Annotated in this window: 13 protein-coding genes; 9 read left to right on the top strand and 4 right to left on the bottom strand. The window is 36.6% G+C overall.

Going from position 1 to position 19,523, the window contains the following annotated elements; all coding sequences use genetic code 11:
- Positions 1-67 precede the first annotated feature (67 nt).
- From proB to ACEN33_RS04080, 3 genes are all read left to right on the top strand, one after another.
- A complete protein-coding gene (proB, locus tag ACEN33_RS04090; protein ID WP_407093944.1) occupies positions 68-865 on the top strand; it encodes a glutamate 5-kinase in 798 nt (265 codons plus the stop codon).
- 24 nt (positions 866-889) lie between these two features.
- Entirely contained in the window at positions 890-2,152 is a 1,263-nt protein-coding gene (locus ACEN33_RS04085; protein WP_407089363.1) for a glutamate-5-semialdehyde dehydrogenase, read from the top strand.
- 144 nt (positions 2,153-2,296) lie between these two features.
- A complete protein-coding gene (locus ACEN33_RS04080; RefSeq protein ID WP_407094634.1) occupies positions 2,297-3,427 on the top strand; it encodes a cation diffusion facilitator family transporter in 1,131 nt (376 codons plus the stop codon).
- Between the two features lie 62 nt (positions 3,428-3,489).
- Here the strand turns inward: ACEN33_RS04080 and ACEN33_RS04075 are convergent, their stop codons facing one another.
- Positions 3,490-4,845 (bottom strand): aspartate kinase, encoded by a 1,356-nt coding sequence (locus ACEN33_RS04075; protein ID WP_407094633.1) that lies wholly within the window; start codon positions 4,843-4,845, stop codon positions 3,490-3,492.
- 133 nt (positions 4,846-4,978) lie between these two features.
- Here ACEN33_RS04075 and ACEN33_RS04070 point away from each other — a divergent pair, with 133 nt between their 5' ends.
- On the top strand, positions 4,979-6,166 hold the full coding sequence (locus ACEN33_RS04070; RefSeq protein WP_407094632.1) for a homoserine dehydrogenase: 1,188 nt from the start codon (positions 4,979-4,981) through the stop codon (positions 6,164-6,166).
- A 17-nt stretch (positions 6,167-6,183) separates the two neighbouring features.
- A complete protein-coding gene (gene thrB, locus ACEN33_RS04065; RefSeq protein WP_407093948.1) occupies positions 6,184-7,053 on the top strand; it encodes a homoserine kinase in 870 nt (289 codons plus the stop codon).
- Between the two features lie 120 nt (positions 7,054-7,173).
- On the opposite strand, the gene ACEN33_RS04060 is transcribed toward thrB, so the two are convergent.
- Complete coding sequence (locus tag ACEN33_RS04060) at positions 7,174-9,864, bottom strand: cation-translocating P-type ATPase (RefSeq protein ID WP_407093949.1); 2,691 nt, start codon at positions 9,862-9,864, stop codon at positions 7,174-7,176.
- Positions 9,865-10,257: 393 nt separating this feature from the next.
- Here ACEN33_RS04060 and ACEN33_RS04055 point away from each other — a divergent pair, with 393 nt between their 5' ends.
- From ACEN33_RS04055 to argS, 3 genes are all read left to right on the top strand, one after another.
- The gene (locus ACEN33_RS04055) at positions 10,258-11,016 is read left to right on the top strand and encodes a class A sortase (RefSeq protein ID WP_138404345.1); all 759 of its coding nucleotides are present in this window, start codon (positions 10,258-10,260) and stop codon (positions 11,014-11,016) included.
- Positions 11,017-11,219: 203 nt separating this feature from the next.
- The gene (locus ACEN33_RS04050) at positions 11,220-15,101 is read left to right on the top strand and encodes a SpaA isopeptide-forming pilin-related protein (RefSeq protein WP_407094631.1); all 3,882 of its coding nucleotides are present in this window, start codon (positions 11,220-11,222) and stop codon (positions 15,099-15,101) included.
- Positions 15,102-15,425: 324 nt separating this feature from the next.
- Entirely contained in the window at positions 15,426-17,117 is a 1,692-nt protein-coding gene (gene argS, locus ACEN33_RS04045; RefSeq protein WP_197104133.1) for an arginine--tRNA ligase, read from the top strand.
- A gap of 53 nt (positions 17,118-17,170) precedes the next feature.
- Here argS and ACEN33_RS04040 read toward each other — a convergent pair whose 3' ends face one another.
- Both ACEN33_RS04040 and ACEN33_RS04035 read right to left on the bottom strand, forming a co-directional pair.
- Positions 17,171-17,497, bottom strand: coding sequence for a branched-chain amino acid transporter permease (locus ACEN33_RS04040; RefSeq protein WP_197104132.1), 327 nt, complete (start codon positions 17,495-17,497; stop codon positions 17,171-17,173).
- Positions 17,494-18,180: an AzlC family ABC transporter permease gene (locus ACEN33_RS04035; protein ID WP_407093578.1), complete on the bottom strand. Its 687-nt coding sequence runs from the start codon at positions 18,178-18,180 to the stop codon at positions 17,494-17,496. The genes ACEN33_RS04040 and ACEN33_RS04035 overlap by 4 nt, the downstream gene beginning before the upstream one ends.
- A gap of 149 nt (positions 18,181-18,329) precedes the next feature.
- Here ACEN33_RS04035 and ACEN33_RS04030 point away from each other — a divergent pair, with 149 nt between their 5' ends.
- A complete protein-coding gene (locus ACEN33_RS04030; protein ID WP_407089373.1) occupies positions 18,330-19,340 on the top strand; it encodes an alpha/beta hydrolase in 1,011 nt (336 codons plus the stop codon).
- The last annotated feature ends 183 nt before the right edge of the window (positions 19,341-19,523 follow it).

Genomic DNA, 19,523 nt, shown 5'->3' with positions numbered 1-19,523 from the left:
AGAATGGTATTAATTCACCATGTTATTTGGTATATTTAGATGAGAATGATTAGAATAGAGGTAACGTATGAGTCGAGATTTTATGAAAAATTACAAGCGAATTGTGATTAAGATAGGAACAAATTCAATTATGCTTGAGGGAAACCAAATTGATTATAAGAAGTTGGATCGATTGGCATTTGTATGTTCAACATTAATCCAAGAAGGAAAAGAAGTTATTATTGTGACTTCGGGAGCTGTCGGAGTAGGGGCAAGTCATTTGAATTTAACTGAATATCCCCAAACGATTGAGGAACAACAAGCTTTGGCTGCCATTGGACAAAGTATTCTAATGGGGCACTATAGTCGTTTCTTCCAATATTACAACCGAGACACAGCTCAAATTCTACTGACTCGTGATGTTGTGACGTTTGAAACCTCATACTACAACGTTAAGCGAACAATGAATACATTGTTGAAGCAGAAAATTGTTCCAATCATTAACGAGAATGATGCGATTGCTGATGATGAGTTAAATCATCAAACAAAATTTGGTGATAACGACACACTTTCTGCGATCGTTGCAGGTGTCAGTGAAGCGGATTTACTCATTATAATGAGTGACGTGAATGGTTTATACGATTCAAATCCAAAAGAGAATCCAGATGCTACATTAATCGAACACGTTGCGGAAATTACTGATGAAATTGAGTTAATGGCAAGTGGTAAAGGTTCAGCCTTTGCGACAGGTGGTATGGCTACGAAACTTAAAGCAGCCAAAAAAATACTCAATCAAAACCAAGCCATGATTATAAAAAGTGGTGAAGATCCGGTATCTATCTTTAGAATACTGGAAGGAGATGTTATTGGTACTTTATTTAAGTAATACATAGAATAAGGAGAATTAATAATGACTGAACAATGGGATGCTAAATTAATTGAATTAGGTAAAAATGCAAAAGCAGCAGCAAAAACCTTGCGCCATGTTACAGAAGCAGAAAAGAATGAAGCTCTTTTAAAAATGGCAGACGCAGTAGTTGCGAATCAAGAAGCAATTATTACTGCAAATCAAAAAGACCTTGAACTCGGAAAAGAAAAAGGACTTACAGATGCTTTGCTAGAAAGATTGACACTGACAGAAAAACGAGTGGAAGCAATGGCGAATGGCCTTCGTCAAATGGCAGCGTTACCCGATCCAACCTTAGTGACTGAGAAACAATGGATAAACCGAGATGGTTTAAAAATTTCTCAAAAACGTGTTCCATTAGGTGTTATTGGTATCATTTACGAATCTCGTCCAAACGTTACGGTGGATGCGACTGGTTTATGTATTAAAGCTGGTAACGCGGTTATCTTAAGAGGTGGGAAAGAAGCCTTAGAGAGTAATCAAGCAATTGTCAACGTTCTTCAAGAAGCTTTAGAAGAAACTAAACTTTCAACAGAGTCTGTTCAACTTATTACGAACCCTTCACGTGAATTAGCGAGTCAATTCATGCGATTAAACGACTATGTAAATTGTTTAATACCTCGTGGTGGCGCAGGCTTAATCAATGCTGTCATGCGACAAGCGACTGTACCAGTGATTGAAACGGGTGTAGGGAACTGTCATCTTTATATTCATGAAACAGCTGATATTGAAAAAGCACGCAACATTTTAATTAATGGTAAGACGCAAAGAAATTCTGTATGTAATGCCTTGGAATCATTAGTGATTGACGAAGCAATAGCTAAGACAGCTTTACCGGAATTTGTTGAAGCTTTAAAAGAATATCAAGTTGAAGTTCGTGGAGATGAGAAAGCGAGAGCGATTGTTTCAACAATTGGAGCAGCAACGGAAGAAGATTATGCTACAGAGTTCCTTGATAGCATTATCGCAGTCAAAGTTGCAACGGATTATGATGAAGCCATCCAACATATTGAAACATACTCTACAGGGCATTCAGACGCTGTGATTACTGAAGATTACTCAACAGCTCAAGCTTTCTTAAAGGATATTGATTCCGCTGTTGTCTATGTCAATGCATCAACTCGATTTACAGACGGCGAAGTCTTTGGTTTTGGTGGCGAGATGGGGATTAGTACCCAAAAACTACACGCGAGAGGACCAATGGGCCTTGAAGCATTAACAAGCTATAAATACACAGTCGAAGGAAATGGGCAAGTTAGAGCATAAAAATTGAAACAGATGTAAGATGGGATAATGACGCGATCATTATCCCATTTTTATATCCACAACACTGATATTACTTGAATAATTGTTGTCTACGCATTATACTATACATATGAAAGTAAATTCATATGAAAGGTGGCTTTTATTATGAAATATCAACTCGTTGGCATTCGTAATCAAGATCACGCTAATAAATTATTTAATCAAATTAAGCAATTACCAAATAAAGAACAAATACATCTGAATGAAGAAGAACTAGAAATTGAAGTTGAAGATATTACTTGCTATGAGAACTTACAAAGATTACTCAGCTATGAAAAAGTAGGCTTAAAGTCACTTGATTATCATGAGCTTGAACATCATCATTCACAAGAACATAATCATAGCCATGACCATAGTCATGATGTAGACTTTACTAGTGGCAGTCAAGCGGTACGCAATATGATGCTTGTCTTTGGTATTAATATTGTCTTTAGTTTACTAGAAGCAATCTTTGGCTTCATATTTAATAGTGCATCTATATTAGCAGATGCTGTGCATGACTTTGGAGATGCCTTATCTATCGGGCTCGCTTGGCTTTTCCAAAAAATTTCTTTAAAAGGCTCAGACTCGACTTTTTCTTATGGGTATAAACGTTACTCGCTTTTAGGGGCTCTGATCACAAGTGTTGTCCTGATGATAGGGTCGGCAGTGATGCTCATTCACTCCGGTGAAAAACTATTGAATCCAGAACCAGTAAATTATCAAGGGATGCTCTTATTGGCGATTTTTGCAATTGCTGCGAACGGGGTTTCTGCTTGGATTATTAGTAAAGGTTCATCGCACAATGAATCAATCTTGTCGCTTCATTTACTTGAAGATGTCTTAGGATGGGTTGGAGTATTAATCGTGAGTGTGGTGTTACATTTTACCGACTGGTACTTTTTAGACCCGCTACTATCAATTGGAATTGCGCTCTTTATACTCTATAAGACCATTCCAGAATTTATGAAAGTGGTGAGACTGTTCCTACAAGCTGTGCCAGATAATATTGATAGTAAAAAACTACGGGAAGAAATTCAAAACATCGATAATATCAATGGCTTATCGCACTTCCATCTATGGTCTTTAGACGGGGAAGCGCATATGATGTCTATGACAATTAGTACAACATCTGATTCAGTCCCAACGCATGAACAAATTAAAAATGAAGTGCGTCATATTCTGTCAGAGAGTGACATCGCCCATTCAAATATCGAAATTGTTTATGATCCATATAATATTTTAAATAGTAAGTAAAAAATGAACCTGATTTTGACTGGGCAAGCCTAGCCATCATTCAGGTTCATTTTTTGTATTAATTATTTTTCAAAGTAGTTTAAGTATAGATTATTTAGAGCTTTTTTAAGGTCTTTACTTGGAATAGCGAAGAACATACTAATCTCAGAAGCACCTTGGTTAATCATACGTAAACTAATATTACTATCTGTAAAGGCAGCTGTTGCTTTGTTCGCAATACCAATCGTATCACGCATTCCTTCACCAACAATCGCAATAACGGCTAAGTCTCTCTCAACATGAATCCATTCTGGTTCGAATTGTTGTTTAATATCTTCAAGCAGTTCTTCAAGTTTATTATTATGTTCAAATTGATTTGCGCGCATAACCACTGAGATATCATCAATTCCCGTTGGAATATGTTCAACGTTTATATCATGGTCTTCAAAAATTTGTAATAGACGACGCGTATAACCAACTTCTCGGTTAAGTAAGTAGCGTTTAATAGTGACAGAGATAAATCCTTCGTCTCCACTCACTCCAATCACTGGATATTTATTAACCTCCCCGCGGTCGACAACAATTTTAGTCCCTACAATTTCGGGGGCATTAGTATTTTTAATTTGAATTGGGATGCGAACTTCATATAAAGGTGTTAGAGCTTCATCATGGAAAATACCAAAACCAGAGTAAGCAAGCTCTCGCATTTCTCGGTAAGTAATTTCATTAATCGCATGTGGATTATCAACGATACCAGGATGAGCTGAGTAAATATGTGATTGATCCGTATAGTTCTCATAAATCTCTGCTTCGACCCCACGAGCAATAATCGCACCTGTAATATCTGACCCTCCACGTGAGAAAGTGACGATATCACCTTTTTTTGATACTCCGAAGAACCCAGGAATCACAAGAACTTTATCACTGTCTTTATTTGCAGCGATTTTGCCATACGATTCTTTAAGAAGTTGGGCATTACCGGGTTCATCGGTTACAAAGATTCCCATAGCTTCTGGTGATTTATATTCTGCTTCTAAACCGATTTTGTTAAAGTATTGGCTGATTAGTTGGGCATTAAAGTCTTCACCACATGATTTTAAGGCATCGAGTAATCGTTCTGAATTCGTAATCGTTTGAAGTAAATCATGTAATTGTGCTTGGAATTCTTTAACAATCGCTACATCAATATCAAGATCTTCAGCGATTTGTTGGTATCTATCTATGATTTGATTTTCGATACTTGTCGTCGATATGCCGATCGAATGATTCGTATGAAGGGCAATGAGTAAGTCGGTTATTTTAATATCCGAATCATTACGTTTACCTGGGGCGCTGACGACGACAAAGCGAATGTTTGAATCATTTCTAATAATATTTGCTACTTTTTTAATTTGAGTTGCGGAACTTAAAGAACTTCCGCCGAACTTTGCAACTTTCATGTATTATTACTCCTCTTTTTTTAATCTGATTATAATAATACATTATTTATTGGCAAATTCATACCACCTGTTGTAAAATATGCATGAGGGAAATTTTAATGTATCTCTAATATAAATTAAGGAGAATTTAAATATGAAGATTGCAATCTTAGGTATGGGGACAGTTGGAAGTGGAGTAATAAAGGTAATTCAAGAGAATCAAATGGAAATCCAACAGTTCACCAATGAACCGATTGAAATTTCACATGTGTTTGCTAAAGCGATTAATAACCAGCATAATGCGGATTTTCAAAATGTGACAGTTACAGAGAATATCGATGATATATTGAATAGTGATGTAGAATTAGTTGTTGAAGTGATGGGTGGGATTGATTTTACCTTCAGTCTTCACCAAAAATTCTTATCACATGGGATACATGTTGTCAGTGCTAATAAAGATATGTTGGCAGTTCATATAAAAGAATTAGCTAAAATTGGCGATGAAAATAAAGCGCAATTAGGTTATGAAGCCAGCTGTGCCGGTGGAATTCCAATTATTAATGCGTTAACGTATGGTTTACAAGCGAATAAGATAAATCGCGTGATGGGGATTTTAAACGGAACGACAAATTATATTCTAACAAAGATGACACAAGACGCTTGGTCTTACGATAAAGCATTAAAAGATGCCCAAGAAAAAGGCTATGCTGAAAAGGATCCAACCAATGATGTGGAAGGTTTGGATGCAAGACGTAAGATTGCCTTACTATCTCGTATCGCTTACAAACTAAACTTAAATGTTGAAGATATTCCAGTTAGAGGGATCAGTCAAGTGAGCGTACAAGATTTAGAATACGTCCAAGCTGCCGGGCTGACTATGAAATTATTAGGTAAGAGTGAATATCACGGTGACAAAGTTCAAATCAGTGTTGAACCTGTATTACTACCAAATAATCATCAACTTGCAACAGTAAATAACGCAGCAAACGCGGTTTATGTCAACGGAAATGCTTTTGGTGAAACAATGTTCTACGGACCAGGTGCAGGAAGTTTAGAGACAGCTTCAGCCGTAGTTTCAGATGTGATGAATATTGCTAAGTTTGGCTTTGTAGGAAACTTAATTGTTGAAGAAGATGCAAATATCGACATAGCTGGAGAAGCAGCGTCATACTTTATTCGCTTTGCAAAAGGGCAAACAGAAGTTCAATTAGACGCAAATTATAAAGTTGTAGCTGAAGAAGAGGAATTAGTTATCCTTACTGAAGATATGAGTGCGAATGCTTTAGAACAATTAGAAAATAGTCATCAAGTTGAGGCAGTATACGTAGTAATTAAAGATTAGAATTGGAAGTGGATAGTGTGAACAATGTATCATTAAAGATACCAGCAACAAGTGCCAATCTTGGGCTCGGCTTCGATACAATGGGAGTGGCAGTGAATAAATATTTATCTATTAAAGCAACTGAGAGTGACAAATGGGAATTTGAATTTCTTGATGAAGAATTACGTGATTTACCTAATGGAGAAGCGAATTTCGTCGCTAGTACAGCCATTGATATTGCTAAGAAATACAATAAGGTGATACCTGATTTATTTATTGAAATGTCGAGTGAAATTCCACTCACACATGGATTGGGAAGTTCATCGAGTGCTATTGTGGCTGGAATCGAGTTAGCAGATCATTATTGTCAACTAGGATTATCAACGTATGATAAGATTTTACTCGCCTCTAAGATTGAAGGGCATCCAGATAATGTTGGACCATGTATCACTGGAGGAGCTTTCGTAGGATATTATCAAGACGGTTACTTAGCTTATCATCAATTAAACTTAGATAAGATTAGTTTGATCCTTTCAATACCTCCTTATGAGATTTCAACGAAAGTGGCCCGCGAAGCGATTCCAGATTCGTACGAAAAAGGGGCAGCCATCGAACAAAACGCTCTAAATAATGTCATGTTACTTTCAATGGTTAAAAAAGACTACAAAACAATGGGTGAGTTGATGATGCAAGATAAATTTCATGAACCATATCGCCAACCATTAATTGCAGAGTTTCCTGAGATTAAAGAAATTGCGGTGAAGAATGGGGCTTATGCTACTGTCATAAGTGGCGCAGGGCCAACCGTTTTAACACTTTGTCCAGAAGATAAAGTTGAGGGAATATTAAAAGAACTGCAACAAGTATCGACATGTAAACACGAAAGTGTTGAAGTGCATTATAATTAAGCATAAAAGGAGTCCACTTTAAAGATATTCATCTTATAAGTTGGCTCCTTTAGACTTTATAACACATATAAAAAAGGCCGTTGAGCAACGCTCAACGGCCTTTTAATTTTTGCTTACTAATTATTCAGCAATTTTCTTTTGGTATTTATCAGCTAAGCCTGTAGAACGGAAGATCCATTTTACAATCTCGACGATAATTACAATACTGAATGCAAAAGCAATAGAAATTGCCCATTCAGTAGGCCCAGGGATAGTTACCGAGAAGTATGTGTTAATTCCAGGAATTAAGATTACTCCAAGTAATAAAGCACCAGAAAGAATGAAGGCACCGTTTAAGTATTTGTTATCAAACGGATTTCCACTGAATAATGAGCCAAAGATTGATTTAACGTTATATGAGTGGAATAGTTGGATAAATCCAAGTGTAATGAATGCCATTGTTTCAGCAGTTTGATGTTCTACTTTTAGAACGTATTCACCAATATAGTAAACAGCTAAAGTAAGGAAGCCTTCAAGTACACCTTGGTAAGCAATACTTGGTAATACACCGAATGATAAGAAACTATCTTTCTTAGTACGAGGTGCTTGTTTCATCGCTTGAGGTTCAGCTTTCTCCATACCTAAAGCAATAGCAGGGAACACGTCAGTTACTAAGTTAATCCATAAGATATGAACTGGTTCTAAGATTGTCCATCCGAATAAAGTTGCAACGAATAAAGTTAAAACCTCACCTAAGTTAGCTGAAAGTAAGAATTGAACAGCTTTTTGGATGTTAGAGAATACTTTACGTCCTTCTTCAACAGCCACAACGATTGTTTCGAAGTTATCATCAGCAAGAACCATGTCTGAAGCACCTTTAGCAACTTCAGTACCAGTGATACCCATACCAACACCAATGTTTGCTTGTTTAAGAGATGGTGCATCATTAACCCCGTCACCTGTCATTGAGATAGTACGTTCATTTGCTTGCCATGCTTTAATAATACGAACTTTATGTTCAGGTGATACACGAGCATATACAGAGAAGTTAGTTACATCTTTCGCTAATTCGTCATCAGTCATATTATCTAATTCAGCACCAGTACGAACATGCTCTTCGTTGTTAGGTTCGTTAGGATCTAAGATTGATAAACGTTCAGCGATTGCTTGTGCTGTAATGGCGTGGTCACCAGTAATCATAACTGTACGGATTCCTGCTTCACGAGCACGGCGGATAGCTGCACCAGCTTCAGTACGCTCAGGATCAATCATACCAATAAGTCCAGCAAAGATTAAATCTTGCTCAACAGTTTCAGTACTCATTGTATCTGGAACTGTGTCGACAATCTTATAAGCACCAGCTAATACACGTAGTGCTTCACGAGCCATGTTTTCGTTCTCTTTAAGTATATGATCAATATTTTCTTGAGTAATATCTGTAACTTGACCATTGTTATCAATTTTAGTTGCACGTTGGATTAATTGATCTGGAGCACCTTTAACAGCTATAAAATAACGACCGTCTTCCATTTTGTGGATTGTTGACATTAATTTACGGTCTGAATCGAACGGTACTTCGTTTACACGAGGTTCAGAGCTTACTGCATTTTTAACATCGAAGCCTTGCTCAATCGCATATTTGATCATAGCCGTTTCAGTAGGGTCACCAATTAGTTCACCTTTACCATCGATTTCAGTATCGTTAGCGAATGTAATTGAACGTAATAAAGGATTAGTATGAGCAATCTCTTCTGATGCATTATGAAGCTCGCCATCATAGAATACTTTTTCAATCGTCATTTTATTAACTGTTAATGTACCAGTTTTATCCGATGCAATAACTTCTGTACTACCTAAAGTTTCAACAGCAGGTAATGTACGAACTAACGCATTACGATTTGCCATTGATTTTGTACCTTGCGAAAGGATAATTGTTGAAATCGCAGGTAAACCTTCTGGAATAGCAGCAACTGCTAATGAGATAGAAACTAATAACATATGAGTAATTTCAAAGTCTTGGAATGTAATTCCGACGATGAATGTTAATACTGCAATAACAATGATTGCGATTGTTAAGTTTTTACCTAATTGCTCTTGGTCACGTTGTAATGGTGTTAATTGGCCTTCAGTGTTTGCTAACATGTTAGCAATATGACCAACCTCAGTATCCATACCAGTACCAGTAACGATACCTAAACCACGACCATAAGTTACGTTTGTACTTGAGAAGGCCATGTTTTCACGGTCACCGATACCGACGTTTTCTTCATCGATTGTGTCAGTACTTTTAACAACTGGAACTGACTCACCAGTTAATGAAGCTTCTTCAATTTGTAATGAGTTTGCTTCAATTAAACGTACATCGGCAGGAACAACGTCCCCAGCTTCTAATGTAATAATGTCCCCAGGTACTAATTCAGTACTTTTAACTGAGTTCATTGAACCGTCACGGCGTACATGAGCTTCAGGAGAAGCCATGCTTCTTAGGGATTCAATAGCATTTTCTGCTTGCTGTTCTTGGAAAACTCCCATAATTGCATTTAAAATAACAACGATTAAAATAATGATTGAGTCGGCAATACCTTCACCTTCAGCAATCCCAACAAAACCTGCAACGACAGCTGCTACTAATAATACTATGATCATAAAGTCTTTAAACTGATCTAAGAATTTTTGTAGAAGTGTTCGATTTTCTTCTGCTTGAATTTCGTTCGCACCGTATTTTTCAATACGCGCTTGTGCCTCAGAAGAGCTCAAACCTTGTGAAACGTTACTGTCAAGTTTAGAGACAATTGAATCTGTCGATTCACGATAGGCAACAAAATCTTTCATTAACAATATTCCTCCTATTTCTTTTGTTATAAGTTAGTTTACTTGAAAAAGAGACTTATACCAACTATAAAGCGGATGCGATACAGGTGGCATAAGTCTCACTATTTAAGTACAGTACCAGTAGCTTAATTACTACTTATCGATGTTGATACTGACGAGGACAATTCCCCTAGTTACTCCCTTATGAACAATTATTATCACTATTATAAAAGATTACAAAAAAATATCAAACTAAAACAACAATGGTTATGAATTTTTTTCTAATAATGTTTGCTTTTTTATTAAATTAGCGCTTTTTTCTACAATATCATTCAAATAAGTGCTATTATAAATTCGATATATGATATATGATATGTGATTTTAAAAAAATATATAATTTTTGGAGGTAAGTAGATGAGTAGTAATAGAGAGCCCAAGACAAGACGTGAAGCGAGAAGAAGTAGAAAGAAAGAGCGTAAGCGTGGCGGTGGGTTACGGATGTTCTTTGGTATCCTTTTAATTTTAGTAGCAGTTGGATTGCTAGCCTTAGATCCAATTAAAAACTACATAATTGAACAAGGAAGTACTCAAAACGCGGTTGGTAATTTAACACGTGAACAAATTGAGACAAACCAAAGTGTAGACGTAACATATGATTGGGGAGATATTAATACCTTAAATGCTCGAGAAGTTTTAGCAAGTGGTGTGAATCCAAGTGATTTACCTACGATTGGTGGAATCGCAATGCCTGAATTAGGAATGAACTTACCAATTTATAAAGGTGTATCAAATGAAGGTATGTTCTATGGTGCAGGGACGCTCTATCCTGATCAAGAGATGGGAGTATCCAACTATTCATTAGCAAGTCACCACTCAATTAATGATGGATTGTTATTTGAACCTTTAATGCGTGCTGAAATTGGTCAAACAATTTACTTAACTGACTTAGAGAATATTTATGTTTATCAAGTAGATTATATAGATACTGTTCCAGCAACTGCAGTAGAAGTTACTTATCCTACTGAAGAAGGCCGTGTAACATTAATTACTTGTGATACGGGCTTAATAGACCGTGTTGTAGTTCAAGGTGCGCTTGTTGATACCGTTAGTGTTGATGATGCTTCGCCAGACATGTTACAAGCGTTTGATATCGCACAAACAATTACAAGTTAAGTATAATATAGTCGAACCGCATTTACTTTTTGAGTAGATGCGGTTCTTTTTTTAACCGGCATGATTATTTATGAATAATTAATGAATTAACTGAGAAAGATTGCCTTTAAATTATGATATTTTTTGTACTTTAACCTATATAAAAGTGCTTTATGGTAAACTTAATATATAGTTATTACAAATTTATTTAGGAGGTAAGAAAGATGAAGAAGATGAAGTATATAACAGCTTTATTTATGATTATGTCTTCTTTTGTGGGTCTGTTCGTAGGCTTACAACCCGTCAATGCACAGGAGAATGCGGTCACATCAGTCACTGTAGATGCTCAAGTGTACTTAGCAATGTATGGCGGTGAGCCGACGGAACAAACTCAAATCAGTTATGACATAATTCAAACTGATCCAGATACAGGTGAAGGGACACTCGTTTATAGTTATCGTTCTAATGAACCAAATACTGAACCATTGATGTTAACACCAGGTAATTATAAATTCAGATTGTATGATGCCGGTAATTTTCAACGTGACGGACAAGAATTAATTCCAGCACGCGTAGAACAAACCCATCCAACAACAACTGATCAAGATGTTCTAAAAGAATTAAGCCAAACTGGTGATCTAATACCATGGGGTGATGGTACTGTAGTATTAGATGTACCATTCGAGATAGAATTAGGAGATAACTTATTAAATGAAGCAACTAACCAATATGAGGCGGAATTAGTTGTCACGATAGCGGATCAGCAATCGATTGCAACACTTCCAGAGAATCCAGATGAACCGGACACACCAGGTGAAGAAGTACCTGAAGAAACGGGTATATTAATGGTACAAGTTATTGGTAGTGATGGCTCATTAGTAGCGAACACTGTGCTTAGTGTAAATGGTGAAGAGTTTACAACAAATGCGCAAGGTCTCCTTCAAGTTGACAATGTTCCAGCTGGAGAGGTCCAAGTAGAAGTACTTTCTGTACCCGAAGATTATTCTATTGAAGGTATCACGATGCCAGCTGAACCAATTACGGTAGTGAGTCAAGAAATGACGAACGTTAAAATATCTGTTGAACGCATTCCAGAAACTCCAGAAGCAAACACAGTAACTTTAACTGTTCTGGATGAAGAATCAGTGCCAGTTTCTAATGTTTCGATGACATTGAATGAACGTGAAATTTATACAGATGTTAACGGTCAAGCGGTATTCTCAGAAGTACCCGTAGGAGAAGCAACTTATACAATTAATAGTGTTCCTGAAGGATATAGCCTAGAACAAACGACAGGAACAGTTGTTGTTGATCCAACCACTCCCACTGAAGCAACGATTACTTTATCAGCAGATGTCAATACAAATAACATTGAATTTGTGGTAACAAATGAAGCTTTTGGACCCATTAATGGAGTGGAAATTCAAATCGCTGACAGTGTTTATACTACAACTGAAACAGGCCGAGTGGAAACTGAAGCCTTACCAGTTGGCGGTTACTCATATGATGTAATTTCAGCTCCAGAAGGATTTGAAATACCTGTAACAGGAAGTGTAAACGTAGTTGAATCTGCACCTACTGAAGAAGCAATTGCCTTACCAACATCAGTAGCTTATGGTTCATTATTAGTTAATGTTGTTGATGATGTACAGCAACCAATTATTGGTGCAGAACTTACATTAGGTGAGCAAACTGCAGTCACAGATGGTAGCGGGCAAGTCGTATTTGAAGATTTAGAAGCAAATCACTCTTACGAATACTCTGTTACGGCTTTACCAGAAGGTTATGTCTTAGATGGAGAAGCTGAAGTAAGAACGATTACAATTAATCCAGACCAACAAGTTGAAGATACACTGGTCATTGCGCAAGCAGAACAGGTTGGTAGTGCTGTATTTACAGTGGCTGATGAAGCTAGCCAACCCGTTGAAAATGTTGAAATTCAATTAGGGAATGAAACTGCCACAACAAACCCAAGTGGTGTAGCTGAACTTACTGACATTGGACCGGGTACTTATAACTATACGGTGACAAATTTACCAGAACAATATGAAACACCGGCGGAAGGTCAACTAGCAATTGTTGCCAATGAAGAAGCAACACAAGAAATTAATCTAAGTGAAGTTGAGCAATTTGGGAAAGTGACATTTAGTGTCGTGGATCAAAATAACGAACCAGTTGATGGCGCTAAAATCACACTGAATAATAATACTTATCCATCAAATTCAAACGGACAAGTGATTATCGAAGGATTAAATGCAGACCAAACATACAACTATACTTTAGCAAGCTTACCAGAAAATTATACTGGTCAAGTATCTGGGACAGTGATAATTGAAGCGGATAATAATATCGAAGAGACTGTTACTGTAGAAAGAGAACTTGCACCCGGACAATTAACGATTACAGTCATGGATCAAAGTGACCAAGCTGTGTCTGGTGCCCAAGTACAGTTAAATGAAGATCAAACAGAAACAACCAATGCCGAGGGTCAAGTTGTATTTGATGAACTGGTAGAAGGTACGTACGAATATATTATTAATGAATTACCAGAAAATTATGAACATAATATCGCTTCTCAAAGTGTTTATATCGCTGAAGGAGCAACAGAAGCTCGAACTCTACAAGTTCAACATAATGTCCAACCGGGAACAGTCATCTTTAATGTAACTGATCAAGATAATTCTCCAGTAGAAGGAGTGGTTATTTCAATCAATGACACAACGATTACAACGAATACAGAAGGAACGGCAACGATTTCGGATATTGAACCCAATACGTACACTTATTCAATCACAGAATTACCAGAAGGATATATTGGTAATGCAAGTGGAGAAGTGACAGTCAATGAATCAGAAATAACAACTGCAGCGATTAGCGTTGAAAGAGAAATTGAATTATCAACGGCTGATATTAAAGTAGTCGATCAAAACGGGGATGCTGTTGAAGGTGCTAGTCTTGCTTTTGGTGGCTTAACTGGAACAACGAACGCTGAAGGTATCGCTCATTTCGAAAGTCTAGAGCCTGGTCGTTATAATTATTCTGTAACAAGTACGCCCGATGGTTACTATAATAATTCAGAAGAACAAGCGACTGAAATTGAAGAAGGATCGGCTTTTGAAGCAGAGATAAGGATCGAAAAATTAACAGAGACTGGTTCAGTCACAATTCAAATTAGAGATAATAATAATCAACCTGTCGCAGGCGTTGAGATTAGAATCGATCACGAAACGTATACAACAGATAATAATGGAGAAGTGACAGTAGATAACTTAGAAGTTGGTTCATACCCATATGAAATTATCAATGTACCCGAAGGTTTTGAAATCGAAGAATTAACGGGTGAATTTGGGATTGTAGCGAATGAAACAATTACCGTTAGCCCAAGAGCCACTGCTCAAGAATCTTCAAGTTCTGAGGAGTCAAGCTCACAAGAATCAAGCTCTGAATCAACAAGCTCACAAGAATCAAATAGCGAGTCTTCTAGTCAGTCACAATCATCAAGTGTGATTGTTGATGAGTCGCAAAGCTTAACACCTGCTGAGCAAGCAAGTATTGATGAAGAAGCTTCACAAGCGACAAGACAATTTATTGATGCTGAAACAGGTATAGAAGTTTGGGTAAACCCACAAGACGCAATGAAAGTTTCAACCATTCACGTGGATACTTTAGATAGTGCAGCAACTTTAGAAAATGCAGATGCGGATATTTACACAATTACTTTATTGGATGAGAATAACGAAGCAGTTCAATTAACTCGAATTGCCGAGATTAAGATTCCAACACGTCCTGTTAATTCGCAATTACGAGTGGTTCGTGTAAACGATAGCAACAATTCAAACTTAACATTTGCATTACATAACCAAAGAATTACCTTTAGAACTCAACAATTAGGTACATTCGGTATTGTGTATAATGCAGAACAAGCGTCTATCTCACAAGAAGAATCTGTGGAAGTGACAGTCGAATCAAGTGTAGAAGAGAATGATGATGACTTACCAAATACCGGTGAAACGTCAACAAAAGGAATTTTATTCTTAGGCGTTTTAGTATTACTAAGTGGGGCATATTTAGTCTTTACTCGTAATAAATCAACAAATAAGCATTAAAGTGTAGACGAACATCATATATTTTGGTAGAATAATTGCGGTTTAGGAGACAGTTAACCCTTGAAAGAGAGTAGATAACTTATCTCTATACAGCAAGCTGGGATGTTGAGAGCCAGTCAGAGATACCTATCGAAGCGCACTTTCATCGTACAACTAGATACTCTAGTTCGGAGGAAACTTCGTTATCAATACAAGAGCATGAATGTTAGTGATTCATGGAACTAGAGTGGTACCGCGTATAAGTTAACGCCTCTAGAGAGACATTTAATTATGTCTTTCTTGAGGTGTTTTATTTTGAGTTTTATTATAGGAGGAATATAAACAATGGATATCAAACAAATATATGTAGATGCTTTAACACCAATTGTTGGTGAGCATTTAAGCAAAGAAGAAATTACCAAATTAATTGAAGTACCAAATAATACCGAACATGGGGATTTAGCTTTCCCTGCTTTCGCATTAGCTAGAGTATTCCGTAAAGCGCCTCAACAAATTGCGAGTGATATCGCTGAGCAAATAAGTATGGATAACTTCGAGAGCGTTGAAGCTGTAGGTCCTTATATTAATGTCTTTCTTAAACGTGAAAATGTCGCTAACGAACTGGTTACACAAGTTCTAAATGAAGGCGAAGACTATGGAGATTTAAATATTGGTCACGGCGAAGCAATGACGATTGATATGTCATCACCTAATATTGCTAAACCAATGTCTATGGGACACTTAAGATCAACAGTTATCGGTAATTCAATCGCTAACTTAGCTGAGAAAACGGGTTACAACCCAATTCGTATTAACCACTTAGGTGACTGGGGTACTCAATTTGGTAAATTAATCGTTGCTTACGAAAAATGGGGCGATGAAGAACAAGTGAGAAAAGATCCTATCAATGAACTTGTTAAACTATATGTTGAGTTCCATGAAAGAGCAGAAGAAAATCCAGAATTAGATGACGAAGCCAGAGCGGTATTCAAACGATTAGAAGATGGCGATCAAGAAATGATCGAACTTTGGACTTGGTTCAAAGACGAATCATTAAAAGAATTCCAAAAAGTATATGATATGTTAAATATCGAATTCGACTCATACAATGGGGAAGCCTTCTATAATGATAAAATGCAAGCTGTTATCGAAGAATTAGAAAGTAAAAACATAACTAAAATTGACCAAGGTGCAACCATCGTTGACCTTGAAGAAGAAAACTTACCACCTGCCTTAATTAAAAAATCAGATGGTGCCACACTTTACGTGACGCGTGACTTAGCAGCAGCCATCTACCGTTACAACACTTATAACTTTGCTAAAAATGTTTATGTAGTTGGGAATGAACAAAGTGTTCACTTTAAACAACTAAAAGCTGTTTTAGACAAATTAGGTTATGAATGGTATAAAGATATGACTCACGTACCATTTGGTTTAATTACTTTAAACGGTAAGAAACTATCAACACGTAAAGGTAAAATTGTCTTACTAGAACAAGTATTGAATGATGCGATCACTTTAGCAACTGAACAAATCAATGAGAAAAATCCTGATTTAGCGAATAAAGAAGAAGTGGCTCATCAAGTCGGTGTTGGAGCGGTAGTATTCCACGATCTTAAAACAGACCGTATGAATAACTTTGACTTTAACTTAAAAGATATTGTTCAATTTGAAGGAGAAACAGGTCCTTATGTACAATATACTTACGCACGTTCAATGAGTATGATTCGTAAATACGACAAAGAAATTTCAAAAGACACAACTGTAAATCTTAACGATGCATACAGTTGGGAAGTTATTAAGAAAATCGCTGACTACTCACGTATCGTAGAAAATGCCATTGAACGCTTTGAACCTTCTTTAGTTGCTAAATATGTTATCCAATTAGCTCAACAATTCAATAAATACTATGCAAATGTGCGTATCTTAAACGATGATGACCAATTAGAATCACGTATGGCTTTAGTTAAAGCTGTTACGATTGTGATTAAAGACGCATTAAATCTCTTAGGTGTTGAAGCACCTGAAGAAATGTAATATAGAAAAGTAATAGACCTGACTTAGCCAAAACTAAGTCAGGTCTATTTTTGTTAAAAGATACTTTGTATAAGAAACATATAAATAACGGTTCCAACTAAAATACTTAAGATTGTATTTCGTTTCCAATAATGAATAATGACAATAGATAGAGAAGCAATCACTTCAGGGATAGCATAAGGATAAGTGAGGACAGGTGTATTTCTCAACGCGAATACAATAATCAAGCCCATGGCAGCAGTGGGTAATACAGAACCTAAATAAATAATTGCCTTAGGTGGTTGAGAACCGGCCGGAAAAATAATAAAAGTTATAAAACGGGTCAGCATCGTAAGACCCGCAATTATAGCAAATGTAATCCAAAGTTGGGTTTGTGTCATTGACGAGCCACCCCATTCTTATTAAAGCGGTATAAGAAGAAGCCAACGATAAATACCATCGCAGGAATCATAAAATTGTTTGCACCAAATAGTACTAAGCAAAGCAAACCAGATAAGATTCCAACAAGGGCAGGAACTTTACTAGAACTATTTAACCATTGATCAACAAAGATAGTAATAAATAGTGCAGTTAGAACAAAATCAATCCCTTCAAGATTAATTGTAATCATACTTCCTAAGAGGACGCCAATAACGGTTCCAGAAACCCAATACATTTGATTGAGTAAAGTAATGAAGAAATACACCCAATCTCGACTGAGATTTTCAGGAACATCAATAGAAACAAGCACCGAGAAAGTCTCATCAGTTAAACCAAAGATGGTATAGTATTTTTTTGAATCTAATTTACTAAACTTTGTAAGCATTGCAATACCGTAAAAGATATGTCTAGCACCTACCATCAACGTAAGTATTATTGCATTAATTGGATTAAAAGATGCTAAAAATACATCAATGGCAGCATATTGAATTGCACCTGAGTAAATAATCACACTCATTAAAATAGCAAATAATGGCGAGAAACCTTGACTCACAGCCAATAATCCAAAGGGTATCCCTAAAAAGATATAGCCCGCCATAATTGGGATAGTATGGGGGAACGCAAATTTAAATGCTTCTTTCATTAAAGTCCTCCTAAATTAAAAAAATTAGATATAGTCTAATTATTTTCTCATAAATAGTCAAATTAGTAAACATAATCATAAGATTTATCAATAAACAAACATTTTGATACAATAATAAGACAAGAACAAAATTCAAAGGAGGAGCATGGTTGCAGGAGAAAAATTCAACACTAAAAAAAATATCGATGGCAGGACTCACTGTTGCGGGAGGAATTCTATTAGCAACTAAACTGTTTCCTAAGTATAAAAATCAATCCCTATCAAGTTGGCTAATTGAACGAGGTCTATTTGTTTACGGAATGAAAGAAGAGCAGCGAAAGCTATTCGAACATCAAAACCGCATTGATGATTTCATCAAATGGAATACCAAACCACAAATTAAACCAGATATCATGGTAGGGCATAAAGTAGAAGAAAGCTATCATGGGCCCATGCAAGTTTTTTCATGGAATAAGAAAAAGGAAAAGCAACCCATAATATTTTACTTACATGGTGGTGGCTATGCCTTTCCGCCTTATCCAACTCACTACTTCTTCTTACGTTCAGTAGTGAAGAAGACGAATGCTCAAGTAATATTCCCACAATATTTAAAAACACCGAAATACTCTTATAAAGAGTCTGTTCCATATGTCTTAACATTATACAAGCAAATGCTTAAAGAGAATGTGAATGACAATCCAATTATCTTGATGGGGGATTCTTCTGGCGGAGGTATGGCTTTAGGTCTGGCAGATGCATTAAGGGAAGAAGGTATCCAGCAACCGGATGAAATCATCGCCTTATCACCGTGGCTAGATATTGCCAACGAGAATCCAGAAATTCCAGATTTAGAGCCATTGGATCCGATGATCAGTCAAATTGGCTTGAATTTAGCAAGTGAATATTGGGTAGGAAAAGAGGGGCGTATCGATGATCCACTCGTGAGTCCAATGCTTATTAGTGGTCGTGATTTAGCACGTATTACGTTATTTGTTGGGACGCATGAAGTTTTTTATCCAGATATCCTTCAATTTGCGAACCGTTTAAAAGAAGATAATATTGAACACGATTTATATATTGCTGAGAAGATGAATCATATCTATCCCGTGTACCCGACGCCAGAAGGCGAAGAAGCACGACAAATCATTAGCGCTATCATTAATAAAACTCTAGAAAAATAAGAAGGTCAGCATTAGTTGGAAAGGTTTACAACGTTTTTGGAAGTAAATCTACGCCAATTGTAAAATTAAGCTAGACAACTAAAACAGCCATTTGTGGTACACTCAACTTGTAATTCCGACCAAAGAATACAAAGGAGTGACCACAAATGACCTACACCCATCTTACCACGGATGAACTGGTGA

It is taken from the genome of Ruoffia sp. FAM 24228, from assembly GCF_045528575.1.
Classification (GTDB): domain Bacteria; phylum Bacillota; class Bacilli; order Lactobacillales; family Aerococcaceae; genus Ruoffia; species Ruoffia halotolerans.
The sequence above is the reverse complement of the archived record's forward strand: the minus strand, read 5'-3'. Positions and strand labels throughout refer to the sequence as shown.